This is a genomic window from Marinobacter sp. (assembly GCF_039977835.1).
Taxonomy (GTDB): domain Bacteria; phylum Pseudomonadota; class Gammaproteobacteria; order Pseudomonadales; family Oleiphilaceae; genus Marinobacter.
Genome location: NZ_JBDWCL010000037.1, coordinates 62,785 through 86,680 on the forward strand (window position 1 = coordinate 62,785; position 23,896 = coordinate 86,680).

At 60.0% G+C, this 23,896-nt stretch carries 20 protein-coding genes; 4 read left to right on the top strand and 16 right to left on the bottom strand.

Annotated elements, in window-relative coordinates; all coding sequences use genetic code 11:
• Nucleotides 1-146 precede the first annotated feature (146 nt).
• Together ABJM11_RS10765 and ABJM11_RS10770 are read left to right on the top strand one after the other, a co-directional pair.
• Nucleotides 147-1,985, top strand: coding sequence for a copper resistance system multicopper oxidase (locus ABJM11_RS10765; protein WP_348292757.1), 1,839 nt, complete (start codon nucleotides 147-149; stop codon nucleotides 1,983-1,985).
• 20 nt (nucleotides 1,986-2,005) lie between these two features.
• On the top strand, nucleotides 2,006-2,770 hold the full coding sequence (locus tag ABJM11_RS10770) for a copper resistance protein B (protein ID WP_199451743.1): 765 nt from the start codon (nucleotides 2,006-2,008) through the stop codon (nucleotides 2,768-2,770).
• Nucleotides 2,771-2,937: 167 nt separating this feature from the next.
• Here ABJM11_RS10770 and ABJM11_RS10775 read toward each other — a convergent pair whose 3' ends face one another.
• Nucleotides 2,938-4,293 (bottom strand): hypothetical protein, encoded by a 1,356-nt coding sequence (locus ABJM11_RS10775; protein WP_348292730.1) that lies wholly within the window; start codon nucleotides 4,291-4,293, stop codon nucleotides 2,938-2,940.
• A gap of 480 nt (nucleotides 4,294-4,773) precedes the next feature.
• Between ABJM11_RS10775 and ABJM11_RS10780 the strand changes: the two genes are divergently transcribed.
• Nucleotides 4,774-5,277, top strand: coding sequence for a hypothetical protein (locus ABJM11_RS10780; protein WP_348292731.1), 504 nt, complete (start codon nucleotides 4,774-4,776; stop codon nucleotides 5,275-5,277).
• 208 nt (nucleotides 5,278-5,485) lie between these two features.
• Here the strand turns inward: ABJM11_RS10780 and ABJM11_RS10785 are convergent, their stop codons facing one another.
• The 15 genes from ABJM11_RS10785 to ndhC form a co-directional block, all read right to left on the bottom strand.
• Complete coding sequence (locus tag ABJM11_RS10785; protein ID WP_348292732.1) at nucleotides 5,486-6,622, bottom strand: FAD-dependent monooxygenase; 1,137 nt, start codon at nucleotides 6,620-6,622, stop codon at nucleotides 5,486-5,488.
• 100 nt (nucleotides 6,623-6,722) lie between these two features.
• Nucleotides 6,723-7,043, bottom strand: coding sequence for a P-II family nitrogen regulator (locus ABJM11_RS10790; protein WP_092031077.1), 321 nt, complete (start codon nucleotides 7,041-7,043; stop codon nucleotides 6,723-6,725).
• Between the two features lie 136 nt (nucleotides 7,044-7,179).
• A complete protein-coding gene (nuoN, locus tag ABJM11_RS10795; RefSeq protein ID WP_407069991.1) occupies nucleotides 7,180-8,625 on the bottom strand; it encodes an NADH-quinone oxidoreductase subunit NuoN in 1,446 nt (481 codons plus the stop codon).
• A complete protein-coding gene (gene nuoM, locus ABJM11_RS10800; RefSeq protein WP_348292735.1) occupies nucleotides 8,622-10,145 on the bottom strand; it encodes an NADH-quinone oxidoreductase subunit M in 1,524 nt (507 codons plus the stop codon). The genes nuoN and nuoM overlap by 4 nt, the downstream gene beginning before the upstream one ends.
• Nucleotides 10,142-12,010, bottom strand: coding sequence for an NADH-quinone oxidoreductase subunit L (nuoL, locus tag ABJM11_RS10805; protein ID WP_008169468.1), 1,869 nt, complete (start codon nucleotides 12,008-12,010; stop codon nucleotides 10,142-10,144). Before nuoL ends, nuoM begins: the two co-directional genes overlap by 4 nt.
• On the bottom strand, nucleotides 12,007-12,315 hold the full coding sequence (gene nuoK, locus ABJM11_RS10810) for an NADH-quinone oxidoreductase subunit NuoK (RefSeq protein ID WP_153741180.1): 309 nt from the start codon (nucleotides 12,313-12,315) through the stop codon (nucleotides 12,007-12,009). Before nuoK ends, nuoL begins: the two co-directional genes overlap by 4 nt.
• Nucleotides 12,312-12,836 (bottom strand): NADH-quinone oxidoreductase subunit J, encoded by a 525-nt coding sequence (gene nuoJ, locus ABJM11_RS10815; RefSeq protein WP_008169466.1) that lies wholly within the window; start codon nucleotides 12,834-12,836, stop codon nucleotides 12,312-12,314. Before nuoJ ends, nuoK begins: the two co-directional genes overlap by 4 nt.
• Before the next feature lie 18 nt (nucleotides 12,837-12,854).
• Nucleotides 12,855-13,415, bottom strand: a complete 561-nt coding sequence (gene nuoI, locus ABJM11_RS10820) for an NADH-quinone oxidoreductase subunit NuoI (RefSeq protein ID WP_039881756.1) — start codon at nucleotides 13,413-13,415, stop codon at nucleotides 12,855-12,857.
• Between the two features lie 9 nt (nucleotides 13,416-13,424).
• Nucleotides 13,425-14,402, bottom strand: a complete 978-nt coding sequence (gene nuoH / locus ABJM11_RS10825) for an NADH-quinone oxidoreductase subunit NuoH (protein WP_008169464.1) — start codon at nucleotides 14,400-14,402, stop codon at nucleotides 13,425-13,427.
• Nucleotides 14,399-17,155 carry an NADH-quinone oxidoreductase subunit NuoG gene (nuoG, locus tag ABJM11_RS10830; RefSeq protein ID WP_348292736.1) on the bottom strand — a complete coding sequence of 919 codons (2,757 nt, stop codon included), beginning with the start codon at nucleotides 17,153-17,155 and terminating at the stop codon, nucleotides 14,399-14,401. Before nuoG ends, nuoH begins: the two co-directional genes overlap by 4 nt.
• 60 nt (nucleotides 17,156-17,215) lie before the next feature.
• On the bottom strand, nucleotides 17,216-18,616 hold the full coding sequence (gene nuoF / locus ABJM11_RS10835; protein WP_303291899.1) for an NADH-quinone oxidoreductase subunit NuoF: 1,401 nt from the start codon (nucleotides 18,614-18,616) through the stop codon (nucleotides 17,216-17,218).
• Nucleotides 18,613-19,128, bottom strand: coding sequence for an NADH-quinone oxidoreductase subunit NuoE (nuoE, locus tag ABJM11_RS10840; protein ID WP_348292739.1), 516 nt, complete (start codon nucleotides 19,126-19,128; stop codon nucleotides 18,613-18,615). Before nuoE ends, nuoF begins: the two co-directional genes overlap by 4 nt.
• On the bottom strand, nucleotides 19,128-20,906 hold the full coding sequence (gene nuoC / locus ABJM11_RS10845; RefSeq protein WP_008169457.1) for an NADH-quinone oxidoreductase subunit C/D: 1,779 nt from the start codon (nucleotides 20,904-20,906) through the stop codon (nucleotides 19,128-19,130). The genes nuoE and nuoC overlap by 1 nt, the downstream gene beginning before the upstream one ends.
• A 48-nt stretch (nucleotides 20,907-20,954) precedes the next feature.
• Nucleotides 20,955-21,632, bottom strand: a complete 678-nt coding sequence (locus tag ABJM11_RS10850) for an NADH-quinone oxidoreductase subunit B family protein (protein WP_008169455.1) — start codon at nucleotides 21,630-21,632, stop codon at nucleotides 20,955-20,957.
• 87 nt (nucleotides 21,633-21,719) lie between these two features.
• Nucleotides 21,720-22,127 (bottom strand): NADH-quinone oxidoreductase subunit A, encoded by a 408-nt coding sequence (gene ndhC / locus ABJM11_RS10855; protein ID WP_008169454.1) that lies wholly within the window; start codon nucleotides 22,125-22,127, stop codon nucleotides 21,720-21,722.
• 451 nt (nucleotides 22,128-22,578) lie between these two features.
• Between ndhC and ABJM11_RS10860 the strand changes: the two genes are divergently transcribed.
• Nucleotides 22,579-23,880: an IS1380 family transposase gene (locus ABJM11_RS10860; RefSeq protein ID WP_348461496.1), complete on the top strand. Its 1,302-nt coding sequence runs from the start codon at nucleotides 22,579-22,581 to the stop codon at nucleotides 23,878-23,880.
• Nucleotides 23,881-23,896: the final 16 nt, after the last annotated feature.

The window sequence follows — 23,896 nt, forward strand, 5'->3', positions numbered from 1 at the left end:
CCGTTAAAAATGGGGGGTTACCGGTCGACTTTTCAGTTTGATTTCAGTTGCACCGGGTAGCATCAATAATCGAGTCACGAACGCAAGAAGCTGTATATACATGGTTTTAGGAGCAACCTATGAGCGATAGACATTTCTATGCAGGTATGTCCAGGCGGCGCCTTATCCAAGGAGCTGCCACGATGGGACTTCTTGCCGGTTTCGACAGCTTGTTGCCGGCCTATGCTAGAGGACAACTGGACAACACGAACGCATTTCACACCGTGCGTAATGGCGCTGACATCTACGACCTGACCGTCGCGAGAACACCTCTCAAGATAGGGGGCACAGTCTCGGAACAGCCCATCACCATCAACGGCACTCTGCCAGCGCCTCTGGTGCGCCTCAAACAGGGGCGCGAGGCAATCTTGCGTGTCACCAATACGCTACCGGAGGCAACATCCATTCACTGGCACGGTCTGATTCTGCCGTACCAGATGGATGGCGTTCCTGGCGTCAGCTTTCCCGGCATCATGCCCGGCGAAACGTTTGAGTACCGTTTCCCGGTCGAACAGCATGGCACCTACTGGTACCACAGCCACTCTGGCCTTCAGGAACAGCTAGGCCACTATGGGCCGATTATCATTGATCCTGCCGAGCCCGAATCGGTGGCCTATGATCGCGAATACGTTGTGGTTCTATCTGACTGGACCTTTGACTCTCCCGAGGACGTATTCCGCAACCTGAAAGTGGCAGAGGGCTACTATAACTACAACCAGCGCACCGTTAGCGACTTCTTCAAGGATGTTGAAACCATGGGCTGGGATGCTGCGTGGAGCAAAGCCGGCATGTGGGGCAGAATGCGAATGAGCCCCCGGGATATTCTGGATGTAACCGCTTCTGAATATACCTACCTGATGAACGGATCGCCTTCCGCCAGTAACTGGACCGGGCTGTTCCGTCCCGGCGAGAAAATTCGCCTGAGATTCATCAATGCCTCGGCGATGACCTACTTTGATGTCCGTGTCCCGGGCCTCCCGATGACGGTTATTTCCGCTGACGGCCAACCAGTGCAACCCGTTGAAACGGATGAATTCCGCATTGGCGTGGCGGAAACCTACGACGTGATTGTACAGCCAACCGACACGGCTCACACCGTGTTTGCCCAGTCACAGGATCGGTCGGGGTATGTGCGCGGAACGTTAGCCACCCGCAAGGGAATGGAGGCGCCAGTACCGCCCATGTATCCGCGAACCGAGCGCGGTATGGCCGCCATGGGCATGGGCGCGATGAGCATGGGCGCCATGGGCAAGGACGGCGATATGAACATGGACAGCGGCATGGACATGGGTGGCAAGATGGAAATGATGTCAGGCAGCAACGACAAAGCCCATGGCCAAATGATGATGAATGGCGCCGACTCGGGAATGAGCAAGATGAACTCCGACAAAGCAACGATGAATGAGGTCCCGACGGCGGGTCGGCCGATATCCCATGGCCCTGATAATCACGGTCCCGGGGCGGCCATGGTGGCTTCCAGCCCGCAATCGCGTCTGGATGACCCTGGTGTAGGCTTTGAAACAGCCAACCATCGGGTGCTGACCTATTCCCAGTTGCAGAGCATTGAGGGCTGGCCCGACAAGCGCCCGGCCGAACGCGAGGTGGAACTGCACCTTACCGGCAATATGGAACGTTACATGTGGTCGTTCGACGGCAAAAAGTTCTCTGAAGTCGATGGCCCGGTCAAGTTCTACCATGGCGAGCGCCTGCGATTGATCCTCGTCAACGACTCGATGATGGATCACCCCATTCACCTGCATGGCATGTGGATGGAACTGGAAACCGGTGCAGGTGAATATCGTCCACGCAAACACACGATTTCCGTCAAACCCGGCGAGCGTGTATCCGCGCTGATCACAGCGGATGCACCGGGTGACTGGGCTTTCCATTGCCACCTTCTGTACCACATGGACGCAGGCATGTTTCGTGTCGTGTCGGTCGTTTAACGGGATAGGGGATGAACATTATGATGAATCGCATCAAGTGGGTTGTGGGTGCCTCAGCCTTAACGCTTGCCTCGGGAGCCGGCGCCGCCGGTACTGGCGTTCAGGCCGAACCGGACTGGACGCTGCCGATACACGACAACCAGGTGTTTGGCCAGGTTCTGTTTGACCGGATGGAATACCAGCGTGACGGCGACAACGAATTGGCCCTGTGGGACGCCCAGGCCTGGATTGGTAAAGATCGCAATCGGCTCTGGGTCGAAACGGAAGGTGAGACTGATCTATCCAGCGACAGCGGCGACATCGAAAATTTTGATGTGCAGTACAGCTATCGCTTCGATCGCTTCTGGGATATACAGACAGGATTGGGTGCCCAGACAACGTTTGGCCCCAGCCCTAATAAGGAGCGCTATTCGGCCATTGTTGGATTGCAGGGACTTGCCCCCTACTGGTTTGAGGTAGACACAAATCTCCGAGTCACCGACGACGGTGACGTGTCATACGATCTTGAAGCCGAGTACGACTGGCTGCTGACCCAAAGGCTCATTTTGCAGGGCCGCGGCGAAACGCTCGTTGCCTTCAGCGATGTTGAGGAGTGGGGCGTCGGTAGTGGCATCAATAATGTGGGCCTGGGGCTCCGTCTGAGATACCACTTTTCGAGGGAGTTTGCGCCCTACGTGGGTGTTTCTTACACCCGCTTTCTGGGCAACACAGAGGACCTTCGTGAGCGCGAGGGGGAAGACGTCGAGTCCTCCAGCTTCGTGGCGGGCGTCCGGTGGTGGTTTTAGTACGATAATGCCCAGTAGAAAAGGCTGGCCCCTTTGCGTGGGTCAGCTAGTGTCCTCATTTGGAGGATTTCGTCAAAATCATTGCCGACCTTCCGCATGTTCGGCTCAATGACAAACGGCCGGACTAAGGCCCGGCCGTTGTATCAGATCATGAAATTACACGTTGATCAGTAACTGATATTGACCATAGCTACGACCTTATAGGTATCCTCCGGGTCATCTCCGTAGAAGTCTCCCATGAAACCGTAAGAACCGCGGAGGCTGATGTCATACACGCCGGCAAACTTTTTACCAAGCTGAGCAGCGACTTCAGTACCAAGGGTTGAGCCGTTGGCCTGAGCAGCGCTGTCGGGCGCGTCGTCGGCAGCGCGGAAGTATCCTGTGCCGTACTTCAGGTAGTAGTCGTTGGAAAGTTCCTGATCACCCGAGACTATCAGCCCCATCAGACCGTATCCCTGGTAAGCTGCGTCAGAAACTGACTTGGCCCCCTGGGAACCATTGTTGTAGTAGTAGTCTGTTCCGAAGATTTGCAGATTGCTGCTATTCAGCTCCCAGCCTGACTGGTTTGCCGCGAAGCGATCTGCACCATTGCTGCTGTCATCAGCCGGAATGTAGATGCCGTGAATCTTGAGGCTTGCGTTGCCCCAATGCCTCTGGGCATACAGATTCAACATGTACGTGTCGCCATCTGTTGCGTCAGAGTCACGCCCGGACGACTTTTTGTAAAGTACCGAGCCGCTATAGGCCATTTTGTTAAAGGTAAAATCGGCGTAGGCACCGAAATAGTTGTCATCCGTTCGAGCCGCCGTACCATTCAGAGCAGCCTGACTGCTGTTGCTGATCTGAGCTCCGGTAAGGCCGTAGTGGAAAACCTCGCTGGGATGAAGTTCGGCACTCAACATGTAGAAGTCCACGTCGTCCGCAGAATCTCTATCGTTTTCTTCCCACTTGAACCAGCCACCTGTCAGCGTGGCCATACCAACATTGCCCGCAAAGGAGACGCCATTCATGTCGTCGTTGGTAACAAGGCTCTCGTACTTGCCGAAGCCATACCCCTGGACGCCCGCTCGCACCTTCCAGTCGCTGTTCGGCACCTTCAGTTCAGCGTAGACATTTTTGGTCTCAACGCCAACGCCGTCGGCGCTGAGTTTGCCGCAATTGTCACCCTGGCAGCTTCCCTTCTCACCCCAGGGAGAATCGAGCTCACCGTACCAAACCAGGCTCACGTTATCGTTGAGGTCGCCGGTGATCTTTGCACGCAGGCGCTGGTCAACAAAAGCAGTACTGTTATCGTCGGTCGTATCTAGGCTTTCTGAGGTCGCCTGCAGGCGGTAATAACCGTTCACCGTGAAGGGGGAATCGCCTTTCTTGAGCTCTTCCACTTCAGCCGTCAGTTGATTTATTTCAACCTTCAGGTCTTCTACGGTTGGTGACGCACGCCCGACCGGCTCCGCGGCCAACGCAGGTGTTGCTACTAAAGCTATCGCCAGCGGAGCGCTTATTGATTTGAAGATTTTGCTCACCTGAAACTCCTTATTTTAATTTTCATATCGACAACGATTTATTGCCTCAATATGGATGTGCCAGTTAAACGGCACTTAATCTTGACGCACAAAGCTTGTAGTGGTCAACTGAAACGAACCTGAATTTTCAGCTAAATTTCATTTTCCCGATTTTCGTACTGACATCCCCACCCGTCAGACTGTCAGACCTGACGACGCATCAAAGAGGCTATTTCGCCCCCAGCGCCCATCTTGGAGAGGTGCTATGATTGCTCACTATTGAAAGGCATACTGGGCGCCAAGCATGCAATCCGACCATTTGGCGCATGAAATCGAGATGGCCGCAATGAACCGACGAGTTATCTCCTTGCTGCTGCCGTTGTTTTTGGGTGGACCGGTTCTGGCCATTTCCGAATTATCGGGTGGTCAGGAGGCCGCTGCGATGAAGGGTTGCGATTTCAACTTCGGCTGCCTGAAGTTATTAGATTGGCTGGATAGATTATGCATTGTTCACGTCGACCATCACGTAGAGGCTGGTTCCTGTTTTTTTTAATCTGGTCTGTCAGCTTTTTGCTGCATTTTTTTTGGGAAATGATCCAGGTGCCTTTCTTTACAGGGATGATGGAGGCGTCCCATGGTGCGGTCGTCTGGCTGTGCACGCGGGCGGCAATCGGCGATGCCAATATTGCACTATTTGCCTATGGCGTCGCCGCAGCGGCAACTAAAGATGGCTTTTGGATACAGGGGCGGTGGCGCCGCCATGCTTTAGGAGCGTATTTTGCTACCGGTCTGCTTATAACCATAGTCTTTGAAGCCTGGGCCACAGGCGCAGGCCAGCGCTGGAGCTACAATGATTCTATGCCCCTGTTTCCCTTCCTTGGCACAGGTATCGCCCCTCTAGCGCAGTGGATTATCGTTCCAACAGTCTCGCTCTTTGGTTTGCGTTGGCTCTACAGAGGCTGGCTTGATCTCAGACGTCAGGGCGGTGATCACCCCCAGCAATGAATGCCGGAGCCCCGGGCATCATATAAACCGCCCTACAGACAACTGCACATCCACACCAATCACGAGTGTGGCGGTCAGCGACACTACACTATTGATGATTGCCACCATTGCCAGACGTAGACAAGTACGATCACAATAATACGATGTTCCACTGTGACTGATCGACTCATCCATCACTCAACTCCGAAGTCCTTGCGAACGGTTGGCATTACGTATGCCACTCCCGGCCATGCCGGCACCAGATACAGCCGCAGTCGACGTGATTGCAGCTTATATCCCGTCGCTGGCTCCGCAAATGCAAACCCGCCAACGGCGCCAGCAGACGCCTGGCAAGTGTGGGCCGGTAGAGACGGCGCAAAAACTCGCGCGCATCCAGATGGTTTTCCTGGCGGCGCATGCACCAGCGATAACCGCGGTTACCCAGCAGCCCATAAAACGCGCGGTTCACCAACGCCGCCGCCATCGGACGCTCCAGGGATTCTCGCCAAAGCCGGTTGTAGTCGTCACCATGCAGCAGACTGCGTGCGGCCAGCACGCCGGAGGTGATGGCCGCGCGCATCCCGAAGCCCCACAGCGTATCCTGGAAACCGGCCTGCTCACCCGCTACCGGGTGCACCCCGGACAATGCGGTTACAGGGATACGGAAGTTTCCAACACCGCCGTGCGGCTGAGGATTCATCATCTCCATGCCGGCCAGCCTCTGAAACGCACTGACAGTTCGCTCCACATACTTTGCTTCATCCCTGAAACCAGTAAACATGCAACTCTTTACCGTTCCCTTGCCTCCCATTACCAAAAGGTAGGCATACCCTTTAGGGGCAAGGTTGTTATCACAAATTGCCCAGAAACCGTCCGGCATGGATGTATCGAAATGATAGCCGACCGCAATGGCATCGGCGGCCTTTGGGCCAGTCGCCAGGATGGCCGGGCCCCGGGCATGCCGCAGCCGGCTTTTGAAATGCACCTGCACGCCCAGTTCCCTGGCCTGTCTCAGCAACGCCGTGTCCAATGTGTCTGGCCCGGAGCCACGCTCCACCAGGTAGAACAGCGGCTCAATGCTCTCAATGGCGTACGGGGAATCCCAGGCATCAAAGGCGGTACCCCGGCGGCAGGGAACTCGCTTGAAGTCGGTGGTGATTCCGAGTTCCTGCAACACCGCCAGGGCATCCTGCTGCGTGCTCCAGTTCTCCAGCCCCTGCAGGTCCCGTTTGAAGCGGGAACCCACCTCGGCCCGGGCCTCATGCACGATGACTGACCGCCCCGCCCGCGCCAGTGTGATGGCGGCCGCCAGCCCGGCCGGTCCGGCGCCGGCAATCTCGACCGCGCCATTTCTGTTGTCTGACATCATGGCTCCGATACCAGTCCCAGCCTCGTTGACGCCCATCATGTCCGCACCCGCCTTCCCCTCACCTTGTCACAAAGACATAAAACACAGCGATACCCGATCACTGGGCCTCCTTGAAGTCACGGATGTGCAGCAGGTCTTCCACCGGCAGCACGGCTATGATTCCGTCGCTGGCAAGCCCCTTGTGCACCGTCCGGGCAATGAGGTCAACGATCTCGTCTGCCTGCTCGGCTTCCGTGAATATCTCCACGCGAACGGAATCGGCCATGGTGTCCTTGGCATAGTAGTTTTTATATCTGCCACGGCCATGGGTTTTAGACACCGTCATACCGGAAAAACCAGCCGCGATCAGCGCATCCTCTACTTTCTTCAAGTCCAGACTGGAGAAGATCGCAGTCACTTTGCAAAACTTCGTATTCATTTCGCCTCCTCGTCAGTGAGCTGAAGAAGGATCGCTCCGGTTCTTCGGCTTGAAAATGACAGTTAATCACCCACAACTGAACTGACACTGAAAATAGGGAACAATCTGAAACCAGCCGGGGCTATACTGATTTAAGTCAAAGAAGCCTGGCCGCCCAGGCGAGACCCGCCACCCAGTCAATAAACGGCACCGGGTAAATACCCAGCAGCAGTATTGAGACGGCAACAATCAGAAGGGCGAGCTTCTCTACCCGACCCCGGCCGGCATCCGCCACCGCCTGCTGCATACCCGGTTCGCGCAGATACAGGGTGATGATCACCCTCAGGTAGTAGAACAGCCCGATAACGCTGCCGATAACGATCCCTCCAACAAGCCACCACCGGCTGCCTTCCACACCCAGGGCGATGATATAGAATTTACCGAAGAATCCGGCGGTCAGCGGAATGCCGGCCAGGGACAACATGCTCAGAGTCAATAATGCTGCCAGCCAGGGGCTGTGCCAGAACAATCCCCTGTAATGGTGCAACCCGGAGGCATCCTCGCCACTGCCAGTGCCGGAGACATGCATAATCACGCCAAACGCCCCCATGGTGGCCACAATATAGGTGAACAGGTAAACCCCGGTGGTTTCCAACGCCAGGGGGCCACCTACTATAACGGCCACCAGCAGGTAGCCCATATGGGCGATGGAAGAGTAGCCCAGCAGGCGCTTCAGGTCAGGCTGGAACAGGGCCAGCAGGTTGCCACCGAACATGCTGAGAAGAGCCAGCAGGCTGATCAGGCCAAGGAGCCATCCACTGCCGAAGACCGGGGCCACCAGTACCAGCCGCAGTAATACCAGAAACACCGCCAGTTTGCTCACCGTGGCCAGCACAGTGGTCGCCGGCGCCAGACCTCCCTGGTATACGTCCGGTGTCCACTGGTGAAACGGTATGATGGACAACTTGAACCCCAGCCCCACCAGTAACAGTGCGGCGCCGCCCAGAATCCAGGGGTCCGGACTGCCAGCAACCCCCGCGGCGAGTGCCGTCAGCTCAAGGTGGCCGGTGCGGGCATAGATCAACGCCATGCCAAACAGCAGAAAGGCGGTGGCGGTGGCGGACAATATGAGGTATTTGATCCCCGCCTCCAGGGACCGTTCTGTCCGGAAACTGTACGCCACCATGCCGTACAAAGGCATCGACAGCAATTCAAGGCTGATGAACAGGCTGGCCAGGTGGTTGCTGGCCACAAGGCCCAGGGCACCCGTTACCGCGCAAAGCAACAGCAGGTAAAACTCTTCCCGCGGCCCCCTGTAGCCGGCCAGGTAACCATGGCTCATGGCGGCGATAAACAGGCCGCTCACCAACACCAGCGCGCTGCCCATGAGGGCAAGGCCGTCAAAGATCATCAGCGGCGGCGAAGAGGGCGCGGCCGAGGCCAGCGGCAGGCTCGCCAGGGCCAGGGCCAGACCGCTGACAGTGACCGCCGCGGTACCACCGTGATGGCGTCGCCAGGCGACGCCCAGCATTACCAGTACGGCTGTCGAGGCGACAATAAGCAGGGGCAGCAGCCCCACAAGATCGATCAGGGTCAGCATCAGTTCATCCCTCCTGCCCGGACCGGGCCCGCCATGAACAGGTCCGCCACCGGCCGGACCATTGACGCCGTGGTATCAAGCAGGGGTTGCGGATTCAGGCCCACCGCCAGGGTGAGTCCGATCAAGGCCAACATCATGCCGTACTCCCGCACATCCGGACCCGCGAGCAGGCCCGGTTGTTGTTCGCGACCGAAATGCACCCGCTGCATCATCAGCAGTGAATAGATCGCGCCAAGCACCAGCCCGGCGCTGGCGATGACCACCACCACCGGAGCGCTGCGGAAGGTACCGAACAGTACCATGAACTCGCCAAGGAAATTGGCCGTGGCGGGCATCCCCAGAGAGGCCGCCAGGAAAAACAAGGTCACGCCGGGCAACACCGGTATTCGGCCCCAGAGCCCGCCCATGCGACGCATATCCCGGGTATGAATGCGTTCAAAGAGCTGGCCACTGAGAATGAACAGAGCGGCACTGGAGAACGCATGGGCCACCATGAGTACGATTGCGCCCTGGATCGCCAGTTCGGATCCGGAATAAACGGCAATCAGCACGAACCCCATATGGGATATGCTGGCATAGGCAATCAGCCGCTTGATATCCTGCTGGCCGCAGGCCAGGACCGCGCCGTAAATAATACCCACGACCCCCAGCGCCATGGCCACCGGCGCAAAGGCCTGGGACTGTTCCGGAAACAACGGAATCGCAAAGCGCAGCATGCCGTAGGCGGCGGTTTTCAGCAGAATGCCCGCAAGGTCCACGCTGCCGGCAGTGGGCGCCTGGGCGTGCGCATCCGGCAGCCAGCCATGAAAAGGCACGGCAGGCAGCTTCACCGCAAAGGCAATAAAAAACCCGAGCATAATCCAGAAGGACAGATTGTCGGGCACGTCGGCATTCAACAGTGCGTCATAGCTGAAGGTTATCTCGCCGGAGTTGGTGTAATGCACGAACACCAGCGCAAGGATCGCCACCAGCATCAGCAGGCCGCTGGCCTGGGTGTAGATGAAGAAGCGGGTGGCGGCACGAATCCGGGTTTGCCCCGGGGAGCCGCTGTGCCCCCAGAGGGCAATCAGAAAATACATGGGTACCAGCATCACTTCCCAGAACAGGAAGAACAGGAGCAGGTCCAGCGCCAGAAACACACCCACGACGCCACCCAGAACAAACAGCAGATTCAGATGAAAAAAGCCCACCCGCTCGACAATCTCTTTCCATGAGCAAAGTACCGCCAAGGCACCGAGAAAGCCGGTCAGCGCAATCAGGATCAGCGACAAGCCGTCCAGAGCCAGATGAATCTCGATGCCAAAACGAGGAATCCAGGGGACTCGCCACTCCAGCAGCCACGGTCTCTCGCCGGTGCCATAGGCGCTGAAATCACCGCCTGCCCAAAGCACGACGCTGACCGCCAGCACGAACAGCATGGTGGCCAGGGCAATCCAGCGCGGCGCCTGTTCGCCCCAACGCTCCGAGTGCCAGCACAGCATGCCACCGAGGAACGGAATCAGAATCAGCCAGAACAGAATCATGCGCCACCTCCCTGAGTCATTACCAGGCCAACCAGTATCACCGTGGCACCGAATACCATCACTTTGGCGTAAGTCCGCAGCTGGCCGTCCTGGGACCGCACCAGGCCCGCATTGCACAGGCGGGCAATCACGGCCGGCAGGTTCATCCCCAGGTTAATAAAGTCGAAACGCAGCACGCGTACCAGGGCCTGCCAGGGCCGGACCAGTGTCCGGTCGAACAGGGCATCGAAGCCCCAGGCCCGGTTGAACAGGATCCAGAGCCGCGCCCCCAGACCCCGACCGACCTTTGCGTCAAGCCACCGGCGCCGCGCCAGGAACAGCCAGCCAGCCAGAGCCAGGCCAGCAAGCACCGCTCCGGTCGCCAGGAACTGAAACAGGGTGTGGCCGGCGTTCGTGGCATCATCGGGGGGCGGCGGGAACACCACCTCAAGCCCCGGGTACAGCCAGGCACCAACGAAGGTGGAAAGCACGGCCAGGATTGCCAAAGGCAGGTGATGCCTGAGGGGACTGGTGCCCGGCCGGGGATGGCGTGCATGATCACTGCGGGGCTGGCCATGAAAAATGCCCAGGATCAGCCGCACCGTGTACAGGCCGGTTAGCACGGCTCCGGTCAGACCCGCCGCGAACAGTCCGTAGTGGCCCGAGGCCATGGCCTGCCAGAGAATCTCGTCCTTGCTGAAGAAGCCCGCGGTTACCAGCGGCAATGCCACCAGCGACGCGCCCCCCGCCAGGAAACCGGCATAGGCGACCGGCAGTTTGCGCCAGAGCCCACCCAGCCGGCTCAGATCCTGTTCATGGTGGCAACTGATGATAACGGCCCCGGCTGAAAGGAACAGCAATGCCTTGAAGAAGGCGTGGGTCATCAGGTGAAAAATGGCCGCGTCAAACGCCCCGACCCCCAGCGCCAGGAACATGTAGCCGATCTGGCTCATGGTGGAATAGGCCAGCACCCGCTTGATGTCGGTCTGGGCCAGGGCCGCGAAGGCCGCCAGCAACAGCGACAGGGCTCCGATGATGCCCACCAGCCACATCACATCCGGTGCCAGCAGGAACAGCCCGTTCAGGCGTGCAATCAGATAAACGCCGGCGGTCACCATGGTGGCCGCGTGGATCAGGGCCGACACCGGAGTGGGGCCTGCCATGGCATCCGGCAGCCAGGTGTGCAGCGGCACCTGTGCAGACTTGCCCAGGGCACCGCCAAGGACCAGCAATGCCGCAAGATTGGCAGTGACACTCCCCTCGGCCCAGACCCGTGGTGCCTGCTCCAGCACCAATCCGATATCGAGGGTGCCGAGTTCCACGAAGATCAGGAACAGCCCCAGGGCAAGGAATACGTCACCTGTGCGGGTCACGATAAACGCCTTGAACGCCGCCCGCCCATTAGCTTCGTTCTGATAGTAGTAGCCGATAAGGCCGTAGCTGCAAAGGCCAACGCCTTCCCAACCGAGAAACAGCAACAGCAGGTTATCGGCCAGCACCAGCACCAGCATGCTGAACACAAACAGGTTCATCCAGGCATAGAAGCGGGTTATACCGGCCTCGCCCACCATGTACCAGACAGCGAACAGGTGAATCAGGAAACCCACGCCGGTGATGATCGACATCATGACCAGCGAAAGACGATCAACCACCACGCCCATGGTCGGCTGGAACTCGCCCACGGAAACCCAGGTCCAGAGCGTGAAGCCCTGGCTGTCGCCGGAGAAGGTCAGCAGGGCCCAGGCGGTGGCCAGCGCGGCCAGCCCTACGCTGCCCACGCCAATGGCCGCGCTGGCCCGCGGTCCCAGCCGCCCGCCGGAAAAGCCGAGAACAATGGCACCGGCCAGAGGTAACAGAAATGACAGTAAAGTCGCAGCCATCATCATCCACGCATCCTGCTGACTTCGTGCAGCTCAAGTGAACGGAAACGCTGGTAAAGCTGTATCATCAGCGCCAGGCCGACGCTGGCCTCGGCTGCCGCCAGGGTGATGACCAGCAGGAACATGGCCTGCCCCTCCGGCTGGTTCCAGGCGGTGCTGCCCACCACAAAGGCCAGCGCGGCGGCATTGAGCATGACTTCCAGGCTCATGAGAACGAACAGCATACTGCGCCTCAGCATCAACCCGGCCAACCCCAGGCTGAAAAGAATAACGGCCAGGATCAGGCCATGCTCCATCGGGATACCAGTCATCGGGTGCCTCCACGGTTGCGATTGCCCCGGGGTTTGTTGCGCCGGCCCACGTGGGACGCCGTCACCAGCGCCGCCAGCAGCAGAATGGCGGCCAGCTCCACCACTATCAGCCATGGGCCGAACAGGGTGAGGCCGATGTCCCGGGCGGTTATCAGCTCACCGTCAATGGTCATGCCTGCCTGCCCGTCGCTGATCAGCGCCACCAGCGCCACCAGCAACACCAGAGCCAGCAGCGACGGCCCGAGCCAGTAGCCCGGACGTAGCCACAGGGGATCCCGCTTGGCCTCCGGACGCAGGTTGAGCATCATCACCACGAACACGAACAGCACCATTATGGCGCCGGCATAGACGATAATCTCGAGAGCACCGGCAAAGGGCGCACCCAGGGCGAAGAACACCAGGGCGACGGCAATCAGCGAAACAATCAGGTACACCACCGCATGCACCGGACTGGAGCCGCTGATAAGACCGACCGTGGCCAGCACCGCCACCAGGCCGCTAAGGTAGAATCCCAGTTCCATCAGTAGTTCCTTTTTTGGTCAGGGTAAAAGCGTACGGACATCCTCCGGGACCTCCTCGTTCTGTGCCTCACCTTTATCCTTGCCGGCGATAGCCATGCCGGCAACCTTGTAAAAGTGGTAGTCGTGGTCCTTGCCGGGGCCGTTGATCAGCAGATCTTCCTTCTCGTACACCAACTGCTGACGCTGGTACTCGCCCATCTCGAAATCCGGTGTCAACTGGATGGCGGAGGTGGGGCAGGCCTCTTCACACATGCCGCAGAAAATGCAACGGGAAAAGTTGATGCGGAAGAACTCCGGATACCAGCGGCCGTCGTCTTTTTCACCTTTCTGCAGGGAAATACAATCCACCGGGCAGGCCACCGCGCAAAGGTTGCACGCCACGCATCGTTCTTCGCCGTCCGGATCCCGGGTGAGTATGATGCGGCCCCGGTACCGGGGAGGCAGATAAACCTCCTCTTCCGGATAGTTCACGGTTTCCCGCTTGCGGAAGCCGTGCATGAATACCATCCACATGGTACGCAACAGCGACCAACTGGCCGGTATCAGCCATAACACCGACAACACCTTGTTTTTTCGCATCTTTCCTCCCTATGAACCGGTCAGTAGCAGCACCGCCCCGGTAGCCAGCAGATTGACCAGGGTCAGCGGCAGACACACCCGCCAGCCAAAGCTCATCACCCGGTCATACCTGGGCCGTGGCAGCGATGCCCGGAGCAGGATAAACAGCATCAGGAAGAAGCTGGTCTTGAGGGCAAACCACACAATGGGTGGCAGCCAGGGGCCCTGCCAGCCGCCGAAAAACAATGTCACGATCAGCGCGGAAACCAGCACCATGCCCACGTATTCGCCAATGAAAAACATGCCGAACTTCATACCGGAGTACTCGACATGGTAACCATCCGCCAGTTCCTGTTCCGCCTCCGGCTGGTCGAAAGGGTGGCGGTGTGTCACCGCGATGCCGGCGATCAGAAATGTGACGAAACCCAGGAACTGGGGAATCACGAACCACAGGCCTTCCTGGGCCGCGACGATGTCGCGCAGGTTGAAGGAGCCGGCCATGGCCACCACACCCATGAGCGACAGCCCCATGAACACTTCGTAGGACAGGGTCTGGGCCGAGGCTCGCAACGCGCCGAGCAAGGCATACTTATTGCCACTGGCCCAGCCACCGATTAACACCGCGTAGACGTTGATGCCGGCCAGCGCGAGGAAGAACAGCAGCCCGATGTGCATGTCCGCCACCCCCCACCCCGGTGTTATGGGGATAATAACGAAAGACAGCAGCAGGGAAGCGAAGGCAAGGTTGGGTGCCAGCATAAACAGGGCGCGGCTGGCAAAGGGCGGAGTCCAGTCTTCCTTGAAAAAGATCTTCAGCATATCGGCAATCAGTTGAAGAGTGCCGAATGGCCCTACCCGGTTGGGACCATAACGATCCTGCCAGAGGCCCAGCAGCCGACGTTCGACCACGGTCAGTGCCGCTCCCACCACGACCACGGCAAGCAGGATCACCAGCGCCTGGAACATGGCCCAGAGAGTGGCTGCCAGTTGTGGAGTCCACCAGCTCATGACTCACCTCCCGTGGGTTTTCCTAAAGTGAGTGTCGCGCCCTGCCCCAGGCCGGGCAACAATCCCGCGGGCAGGCCAGCCCAGCCGGGGGGCCAGTCTTCCTGCTCCGATACCGTAATGTCCGGACCGCCAAACAGCATCAGGCTGTCACCCTCACGCACACCAAGCAGCGTCAGGCTGTCGCCGTCGCGCACGCCCAGCGCCTCGGCATCCGGGCGGGCCAGGATGACCACCGGCGCGGTCATCCGCTGCCGGACAGGTTCAGCCCGGGCAGACGTTTCCTCGCCCCCGAACACCCGTGGCAACACCAGCGCCCGCAGCCCGCTGCTGTCAGTGGCGCCGTCATCAAAGACCGGGTCGGGGTATTCGCGATGGCCGGGCTGAGGCCGAATCAATCTTATGCCCGGGTCCCCTCCGCGCAGGTGACCGCCCACTTCATCGGTGAACTTGTTCCACGCCTGCGGGGAATTCCAGCCCGGCGCCCAGGCGAAAGGTATCTGCTGCCGGGGCCGGTCAAATCCGCTGTAGCCTTCCATGGAGTAAGCGAAGGGTGTATCGGTATCCTGTGGCGGGCGGGGTTCATTTACATCGAGGTTGGCGCGCATGGCGGTGCGGCCGCTGTAACGCTGGGGCTCACGGGCCAGCCGCAGGCCCTCTATGCGATAATCGGGCCCGGGCGCGGCATCCACAATCCCGGCCAGGCCTGGATGGGCCCCGGCGCAGGCCCGGGTGGCCAGATCCAGGCTGATATCCCCGGGGGCTTCGCCCCGCAGCCCGGCGGCCAGGGTGTGTAACCAGCGCCAGCTCTCGTGAATTCGGGTCTCGGGGCGCAGGTAGGCCGGTTCGAACACCCGGAAGAAGCGCTGGGCCCGCCCTTCCAGATTTACCAGGGTTCCGCTCCCTTCCGCGAAACTGGCAGCAGGCAGGATGAAGTCCGTCCCCTCGGCGGTTCTCGTCCGCTGGTGGTCCAGCACCACGCGGGTGTTGGCACGGGCCAGGGCCTGCTCCACCCGGTCGGCGGGCAGGCGTTGATACAGGTCGTTCTCCAGCACCACCACCGCATCGGCCCGGCCCTCACTCAACTCATCCAGCGCCCAGTCCAGTGTCTGCCCCCCCATGAGCGACAGCCCGGTGCTGTTGGCCTCCCGCCGGATCAACACCAGCCCACCCTGCGCTGCCCGCCTGGACAGGGCCCGGGCAACCGCACCGGCGGCTTCCAGGATGGCCTCGCTGGCGAGGGAGCCGCCGCTGACAACCAGCGGCCGCGCCGCTTTTAACAGGCTGACGGCGATTTCTCCGGCCCGCTCCTGGCTGGCCGGGTCGAGGCCGTCCACCGGGGGCGCCGCCGGGTCGATGGCATGAGCCACCGCGAAACCGAGCCGGGCGATATCATCCGGCGCCAGGGCATGGCGGGCGACAGCGACACTGTCCAGCTCGGTGGGCGCTGGCCAGACAATGTGCAGCGGGTGGTACCGGTCCTGCCCCAGGGTCTTGACGGCCTCGGCATTCCAGGCCGGCACGCCGATCTGTTCAGCCAGTTCTTCCCGCCGTGACAGCACAGCCTGACGCAGATTCAGCCCCAGGCGCGCGGCGCTCTGGACCGGGTCCTCGCCCAGCACCAGAATGGCATCGTGGCGTTCTATTTCCCGGGGTGTCGGGGTGGGCAGTCCCGACGTTTCCTGCAGCCGGTTCATCATGGCCAGGCACGCCTGCTCCCGGGACTCTATCCCGGTGGAAAAGTTTTCCGGCCCCACCATGGCCAATAGCTGGTGATTGCTTTCCAGACTGGCCCGGGGCGATCCGATGCCGATGATGCGCCGGGCCTGACGCAGGGCGCCGGTGATACGCTCCAGGGCCGGATCCACCCCCAGCGTCACGGCCTCCTGCCCCGGCCGTTCGGTCCATTCCGGAACCCGTGGCCGGTCGGCGCGGTTGACGTATCCGTAACCAAACCGGCCGCGGTCACAGAGGAAGTGGCTGTTAACCTCACCGTGGTAGCGGTTTTCGATGCGGCGAATCTCGCCGTAGCGTTCCCCGGGGCTGATGTTGCAACCGACCGCGCACTGGTGGCAGATGCCGGGGGCATACTGCAGGTCCCACTTTCGGGTGTAGTGATCGGAATGACTCTGGTCGGTGAACACCCCAGTGGGGCAGACTTCGGTGAGGTTGCCGGAGAACGGGCTTTCCAGTGCGCCTTCGGCGTATCGTCCGAAGTAGATGTTGTCCCGGGCACCAAAGGCGCCCAGATCGGTGCCACCGGCGTAGTCGTTGTAAAAGCGCACGCACCGGTAGCAGGTAATGCAGCGGTTCATTTCGTGGGCGATGAACGGCCCCAGGTACTGGTTGCGGCGAGTGCGCTTGTTGAACCGGTAGCGGCGGCGGTCATGGCCGGTCATTACCGTCATGTCCTGCAGGTGGCAATGGCCGCCCTCCTCGCACACCGGGCAGTCGTGGGGGTGATTGATCATCAGCCACTCCACCACACTGGCCCGGAAAGCCCGGGCTTCCTCGTCATCGATATCGATTCGGGTCTGGTCCGCCGCCGGGGTCATACAGGACATGACCAGAACGCCCTTGTTGTCGTCCTTGTCCTTGTACTGGCGCACCGCGCACTGGCGACAGGCGCCGACACTTCCCATGGCCGGATGCCAGCAGAAATAGGGAATATCCAGGCCCAGTGACAGACAGGCCTGGAGCAGGTTGTGCGCCCCGTTGACCTCGTAGGTTTTTCCGTCCACGTGAATCGTCGCCATGCTTGCTTCTGCCTTCACCTAGAAAGTACGATCACTGTTTGTTGAAAGTGACTGTTGAAACTAACGGTTGTTTGCCGGCGCGTCCGCTGCGACCCGGTCCGGAACGCCCCGGGTGTCGCCGCTTACCTTGCCAATGCCCTGCTCAAACTCCTGCCGGAAGTGCCGCAGCGCTGTCTCCAGCGGCATGGCGGCGCCAGGGGCAAGGGCGCAGAATGTCAGCCCCGGGCCACAGTCCGCCGCCAGCTTGTCGAGCAATTCGATGTCGCCGGCCTGCCCCTGTCCCTTTTCCAGGTCCCGGAGCAGTTTTACCACCCAGGGCAGACCATCACGGCACGGAGTGCACCAGCCGCAGGATTCCCGGGCGAAGAACTCCTCCAGGTTGCGCATCAGCGATACCATGCCCCGGTCCTCGGGGACCGCCATCATCAGGCCGGTGCCCAGCCGGCTGCCGACATTGGCGATAGAGTCAAAGTCCAGGGGCAGCTCCAGATGCTCCGGCAACAGGAAGCCGGTGCTGGTGCCGCCGGGCAACCATGTCTTGAGCCGGAGGCCTTGCCGCAGCCCCCCGGCCCGGTCGAGCAGCTCGGCCCCGGTGACGCCCATGGGCAGCTCCCAGAGGCCCGGCTCCGCAACCGGCCCCGACACGCCATAAAGCTTGGTGCCGCCGTCACCGGTACGGTTGCCGGACAGGTTCTGATACCAGTCAGCGCCATGGAGAATCACGGCGGGTATGTTGCACAGGGTCTCGACGTTGTTAACTACCGTGGGCCTGCCCCAGGCTCCGGACTGGCCGGGGAACGGCGGCTTGGCCCGGGGATTGGCGCGCTTCCCCTCCAGTGCATTGATCAGAGCCGTTTCCTCGCCGCAGATGTAGCGCCCCGCCCCGGTATGCACCGCGATGTCGAAATCGAACCCGCTGCCATCAATATCCGGCCCCAGCCAGCCGGCTTCGCGGGCCTCATCAATGGCCCGGTTCAGCACCCGGGCCGCCTCCACGTATTCACCCCGCAGAAAAATGTAGCCTTGCCGGGCGTTGTTGGCCCGGGCTCCGAGGATCATCCCCTCAATCAGCAGGTGGGGTTGCTGCTCCATCAGCAACCGGTCCTTGAAGGTGCCCGGTTCCATTTCATCCGCGTTGCAGATCAGGTAGCCCCGGGGCATGTCACCCCCCTGCAGCGTCAGGCTCCACTTGACGCCAGCGGAAAAACCGGCGCCGCCCCGGCCACGCACATTGGCGTCTTTCACCACGGTGATGATGCCCTGGGGGTCGCTCTCGGCCAATGCCCGGCGGACCGACTGATAACCATCCTTATCCAGATATTCGCCGAGCCAGACCACCTCGCCGTCGTCCCTCAGCCTCCAGGTCAGCGGATGGGTTTCGGGTTGACGCTCGGTACCGGATTGCCGTATCCGGCTGTGATAACGCAGCGGGTTGCCTTGACCTGAGGTGGATCCGCTCATTCGTAGCCCTCCAGCAGGTCGGACAGATCCTCCGGTGTGACCGGCCCGAAGGTTTCGCCGTCAATCATCAGCGCCGGGGCACCGTCACAGGCGCCGAGACAACACACGGGTAACAGGGTGAAGCGGCCATCGGCGGTGGTGGCGCCGTAGTCCACTCCCAGCTTCTCCACCAGGGCCTGTTTCAGCGTTTCATACCCGGTCAGGAAGCAGGAGCTGCTGTCGCAGACCAGGATCACATGGCGCCCTACCGGCTGACGGAAAATCAGGCTGTAAAAGGTAGCCACGCCGTCCACCGCGGCGAATCCCAGGCCCAGCAACCGCCCAACGGCTATGATGGCACCGTCGGGAACCCAGCCATGGCGGCGCTGGACGATTTTCAACGCCTCGATACAAGCGGCCTGGGGCTGCTCGTAGTGTTCCTTTTCCCGGAGAATCGCGGCTTCGTCGTCCGGGTGCAGTTCAAAACGGTCACTGCCGATCAGTTCGGTTGTGTGCGGGGTTGTTGCCATCATCAGCGATCCACGTCTGCCATTACGAAATCGATACTGCCCAGGTGGGCGATCATGTCCGGCACGAAGCCTCCGCGCATCAAGGACGGTATCTGCTGCAGGTGCGGAAAGCTCGGAGTCCGGATGCGGGTTCGGTAGCTCATGTTATTGCCGTCGCTGGTCAGGTAATAACTGTTTATGCCTTTGGTGGCCTCCACCATTTGCAGTGATTCGCCGGGTTTCAGAACCGGACCCCAGGACACCTGCAGAAAGTGCGTGATCAGCGTTTCGATGTGCTGCAACATCCGCTCCCTGGGTGGCGGGGTGGTCAACGGGTGGTCCGCCTTGTAGTCGCCCGCGGGCATGTGATCGACGCATTGCTGGATAATGCGCAGGCTCTGCCGCATTTCCTCAATACGCAGCTGACCCCGGTCAAAAACGTCTCCGTGCTGCCCCAGAGGCACCTCGAAGTCGAAGTTCTCATAGCCGGAATAGGGCCGCTGTTTGCGCAGATCGAAGTTGCAGCCAGTGGCCCGCAGGTTGGGACCGGTCACGCCCCATTCCAGGGCCTCGGTGGTGGTGAAGGCAGCCACATGCCGGGTCCGCTCCCGCACCAGGGCGTTTTTCATCATGGCCAGCTCGTATTCCCGCAGCCGCGGCGGCATCCAGTCAAGGAACTCCTGCACCAGTTGCTGCCAGCCCACGGGCAGGTCCTGGGCAAGGCCGCCGATCCGGTACCAGGCCGGATGCATGCGAAAACCGGTGATGCCCTCAATCACCTTGTAGGCCCGCTGGCGGTCAGTGAAGCTGTAGAACACCGGCGACATGGCGCCCAGATCCTGCAGGTAGGTCCCCAGGAACAGCAAATGGCTGCTAATACGGAACATCTCCGCCATCATCACCCGGACCGTCTTGACCCGGTCGGGCACCTCGATACCCGCCAGTTTCTCAACCGCAAGGACATAGGGAAGGTTGTTCATTACGCCGCCGGTGTAGTCGATGCGGTCGGTATAGGGAATGAAGCTGTGCCAGGTCTGGCGCTCGGCCATTTTTTCCGCGCCCCGGTGGTGATAGCCAATATCCGGCACGCAGTCGATGATCTCCTCGCCGTCCAGTTGAAGCACGATCCGGAAGGCACCGTGGGCAGAGGGATGATTGGGGCCCAGATTGAGGAACATGAACTCGCTGCCATCCCGCTCACGCTGCATGCCCCAGGCTTCCGGTTCGAATTTCAGCGCCTCCTGCTCCGTCTGCTGCCCCTCCACTGTCAGGGTGTAGGGGTCGAATTCCGTGGCCCGCGCGGGATAGTCCTTGCGTAACGGGTGGCCATGCCAGGTGGGCGGCATGAGCAGCCGTTGCAGATGGGGATGGCCGGTTGCGGTAATGCCGAACAGATCCCAGATTTCCCGCTCATACCAGTTGGCATTGGCAAACACCCGGGTCACGCTTGGCAGGTTCGGGTCGCCACCGGTCAGCGCCACCTTGATGATCAGGTCTTCATTACGATCCACCGACAGCAGATGATAGAAGACCGTGAAATCCGCGGCTGGTAGCCCGTCACGGTGGGCACGGAGCCGCTCGTCCACGGCAGAGAGATCGTAAAGCATGGAAAAAGACGCCGGCGGCGCCTTCAGGTGGCGCAGTATCTCCACTATCCGCTCACGTCGCACCCACAGCACCGGAAGCCCGGTCAGGGTAGGCTGAACGTGCTCGATGTGTTCCCGGAATCCGTCCAGAAGCCCGAGGGCCCGGTCAATGCCGGACTGGGCCGGTGCATGCCTGTCGAGAGCGTCTGTGCTCATGATGCTGACTCATCTCCTGTCAAGGTTGGGCAAATCGGGAGGCGGCGCTCAGAGTTTGTCCGGAGTCCTCAGTTCGGTGGCCTCGATTCGCTGGCTCCGTTTCTGCTCCCGCTGGGACCCCATCTCGGCCTTGTAAACCCCTTGATCCCCCACGACCCAGGACAGCGGCCGGCGCTCCTCCTGAATCGAGTCCTGCAACAACTGAAGTGCCTGCAGGAAGGCCTCGGGCCGCGGCGGACAGCCCGCTACATAGACATCCACGGGCAAGAACTTGTCAACCCCCTGAACCACCGAATAGATGTCGTACATACCGCCAGAGTTGGCGCAGGAGCCCATGGAAATGACCCACTTGGGTTCCAGCATCTGATCGTAGAGCTGCTGAATAACCGGAGCCATTTTGATGAAACAGGTACCCGCTATCACCATAAAGTCGGCCTGCCTCGGCGAGGCGCGGATCACCTCCGACCCGAAGCGCGCAATGTCATGGGGCGAGGTAAATGCGGTAGTCATTTCCACGTAGCAGCAGGACAGACCGAAGTTATAGGGCCACAAGGAGTTCTTGCGCCCCCAGTTCACCGCCGAGTTGAGGACGTCACTCAGCTTGCCGGTGAATACGTTGCGTTCAAGCTGGCTTTTGACGTATTCCTCCGATGACTGCCGGCGCCCCATCGGGTAACGGTCACTGGATTCCTGCTCTTCCTCGGCCCGTGTCAGTCTGTAAGGCATGGCTGGTCTCCATATAAAGGTTTGCTGACAGTGATCAAGGTCCGGACGACAATCATCGGGGACTAAATACACCCTGGAACCGAACGATTAGCCCTCCCCGTGTCCCTGAGAACCCTCGGGGGCCCACTCCAACGCCCCGGAGCGACTGTCGTAGAGCAGGCCGGCAAGCAGTATCAGGATAAAAACCGCCGCGCCCCAGAACCCGCTCCAGCCCGTTTCCGGAATCACAACCGCCCAGGCAAACAGAAACACCGCCTCAATATCGAAGATCACAAAGAGCATCGCGACCAGATAAAACTTGACGGAAAACCGCTGGCGGGCGTCACCGACACCGACAATACCGGACTCAAACGGGATGGTTTTGCTGACGCCATGGCTGCGCCCGCCAAGCAGGCTGGAAACGCCTGCCATGAAGGCACATAAGCCGAGGGCAGCGATCACAAAAAAACCGGTTGCCCAGTAGTTGACCAGCAACTCATTGACCGTGTCCGACATACCCCCTCCTGTTCTGAATCATCACCCTATCCGCCCAGCCTGAAACGGAACTGAATCAGCAGAGCAATCGTTCTCAATTTTTGATCCCGATCAAATTCACAAGACTGTTTCCAGCCGGCCTCAGTCAGCAGAGCGCACTACTCACTGCCATAAATCAAGACCTGCAGGAAACAGCAACTCCGCGGGCATAATCGAGTAGAGCAAGGTATCTGAAGGCTTCATACTGGCGCTGCTTTGAAAGCAGGTACCGCACAGACTGTGTTGTCTACTAATATGGCTTCATCGCACCGATTGAGGCCTTCGTGCAGTAACCATTGCCAGCACGATTGCCAACATCGCCAGGGGAGGAATTAGCCCGGATTTCTCATGATGGGATAAAAGAAAGCGGCTGAAAGTGCTATAGTTTCAGGACCTTACACCGTTCACCAAGCACCAACAGCCGCTATCCAAAATGGTACCTGAAAAACTGACCTTCTCGCCACTGTCTCGCCGTCAAATTGAAGCCGATTTCTCCGGTGGTCATATCACCTCCGATGCCGGCCTGCTTTTGCTTCGCGAAGTCGACAACCAACACCAGCTCACTCAGCGCCTGGCTACGGTGCTGGACGATGCCCGTAATCCGGTACTGGTTCGCCACAAGCTTCAAACCATGATCCGGCAACGGGTCTTTGGCGTAGCCGCCGGATACGAAGATCTGAACGATCACGAAACGTTACGCGCTGACCAGGCACTTCAGACCGCGACTGGCGAAGCGGCCATTCTAGCGGGCAAATCAACACTGTGCCGAATGGAGCAGCGCGTGGACCGGCAGGCCGTGGTCAAGGCCCACGAACTGCTGTGGCATCACTTCATTGAGCAGCACGACGCCCCACCCAAGGAAATCGTGCTGGACTTCGATGGCACCGACGTTCCGGTGCATGGCGACCAGCCCGGCAAGTTCTTTAACGCCTACTACGATCACCATTGTTACTTCCCGCTGTACGTGTTCTGCGGCCGTCACCTGTTGGTGAGCTACCTGCGCACCAGCAATCGAAGCGACAGCCGCCATAGCTGGGCCATTCTGGCCCTGCTGGTGAAGTTCATCCGGCAGTACTGGCCGGATACCCGCATCGTGTTCCGGGGTGACAGCGGCTTTTACCGTCCCCGATTGCTGAGCTGGTGCGACCGGAACAACGTGGACTATCTGGTCGGCATCAGCAAGAACAGCCGGCTGCTCAAGGAGGTAGACGTACCCTCGATGCTGGTTCGCAAGGCTCACAACGAACTGGGTGAAAAAGTCTCCGCCACCTACCGGTTCCAGTACCAGGCCCGAACCTGGAAACACCCCCGCTGGGTGATCGCGCGTCTGGAGGAAGGCGAACTGGGTGCCAACCCCAGGTTCATTATCAGTTCCCGTTACGACGACGGCGTTAAACTCTACTACGAGCAATACTGTGCCCGGGGTGACATGGAAAACCGGATCAAGGATCAGCAGTTGTGTCTGTTCGCAGATCGCACCTCCAGCACGCGGTGGTGGACCAATCAGTGGCGGGTGCTCCTGTCGGGCTTTGCCTACACGCTGTTCGAGCGATTACGGGCCCACTTGAAGAAGACGCCCTTCGAGAGAATGAGCGCCAGTAACCTGCGGCTGAAGCTGATCAAGGTGGGCGCGGTCATCATTCGCAACACTCGGCGCATACGGGTGTTGATGAGCGATGCCTATCCTTACAAAGACGAACTCTCTGACCTGGTGCGTCAACTGGTTCCGGGATAGAAGCCCGGGCTCCCCC

What these genes read in the sequence shown, in the direction of transcription:
- ABJM11_RS10765 (WP_348292757.1), top strand. Translation starts at nt 147, where the DNA reads ATGTCCAGGCGGCGCCTTATCCAAGGAGCTGCCACGATGGGACTTCTT.
- ABJM11_RS10770 (WP_199451743.1), top strand. Translation starts at nt 2,006, where the DNA reads ATGATGAATCGCATCAAGTGGGTTGTGGGTGCCTCAGCCTTAACGCTT.
- ABJM11_RS10780 (WP_348292731.1), top strand. Translation starts at nt 4,774, where the DNA reads ATGCATTGTTCACGTCGACCATCACGTAGAGGCTGGTTCCTGTTTTTT.
- ABJM11_RS10785 (WP_348292732.1), bottom strand. Translation starts at nt 6,622, where the DNA reads ATGTCAGACAACAGAAATGGCGCGGTCGAGATTGCCGGCGCCGGACCG.
- ABJM11_RS10790 (WP_092031077.1), bottom strand. Translation starts at nt 7,043, where the DNA reads ATGAATACGAAGTTTTGCAAAGTGACTGCGATCTTCTCCAGTCTGGAC.
- nuoM (WP_348292735.1), bottom strand. Translation starts at nt 10,145, where the DNA reads ATGATTCTGTTCTGGCTGATTCTGATTCCGTTCCTCGGTGGCATGCTG.
- nuoL (WP_008169468.1), bottom strand. Translation starts at nt 12,010, where the DNA reads ATGATGATGGCTGCGACTTTACTGTCATTTCTGTTACCTCTGGCCGGT.
- nuoK (WP_153741180.1), bottom strand. Translation starts at nt 12,315, where the DNA reads ATGACTGGTATCCCGATGGAGCATGGCCTGATCCTGGCCGTTATTCTT.
- nuoJ (WP_008169466.1), bottom strand. Translation starts at nt 12,836, where the DNA reads ATGGAACTGGGATTCTACCTTAGCGGCCTGGTGGCGGTGCTGGCCACG.
- nuoI (WP_039881756.1), bottom strand. Translation starts at nt 13,415, where the DNA reads ATGCGAAAAAACAAGGTGTTGTCGGTGTTATGGCTGATACCGGCCAGT.
- nuoH (WP_008169464.1), bottom strand. Translation starts at nt 14,402, where the DNA reads ATGAGCTGGTGGACTCCACAACTGGCAGCCACTCTCTGGGCCATGTTC.
- nuoG (WP_348292736.1), bottom strand. Translation starts at nt 17,155, where the DNA reads ATGGCGACGATTCACGTGGACGGAAAAACCTACGAGGTCAACGGGGCG.
- nuoF (WP_303291899.1), bottom strand. Translation starts at nt 18,616, where the DNA reads ATGAGCGGATCCACCTCAGGTCAAGGCAACCCGCTGCGTTATCACAGC.
- nuoE (WP_348292739.1), bottom strand. Translation starts at nt 19,128, where the DNA reads ATGATGGCAACAACCCCGCACACAACCGAACTGATCGGCAGTGACCGT.
- nuoC (WP_008169457.1), bottom strand. Translation starts at nt 20,906, where the DNA reads ATGAGCACAGACGCTCTCGACAGGCATGCACCGGCCCAGTCCGGCATT.
- ABJM11_RS10850 (WP_008169455.1), bottom strand. Translation starts at nt 21,632, where the DNA reads ATGCCTTACAGACTGACACGGGCCGAGGAAGAGCAGGAATCCAGTGAC.
- ndhC (WP_008169454.1), bottom strand. Translation starts at nt 22,127, where the DNA reads ATGTCGGACACGGTCAATGAGTTGCTGGTCAACTACTGGGCAACCGGT.
- ABJM11_RS10860 (WP_348461496.1), top strand. Translation starts at nt 22,579, where the DNA reads ATGGTACCTGAAAAACTGACCTTCTCGCCACTGTCTCGCCGTCAAATT.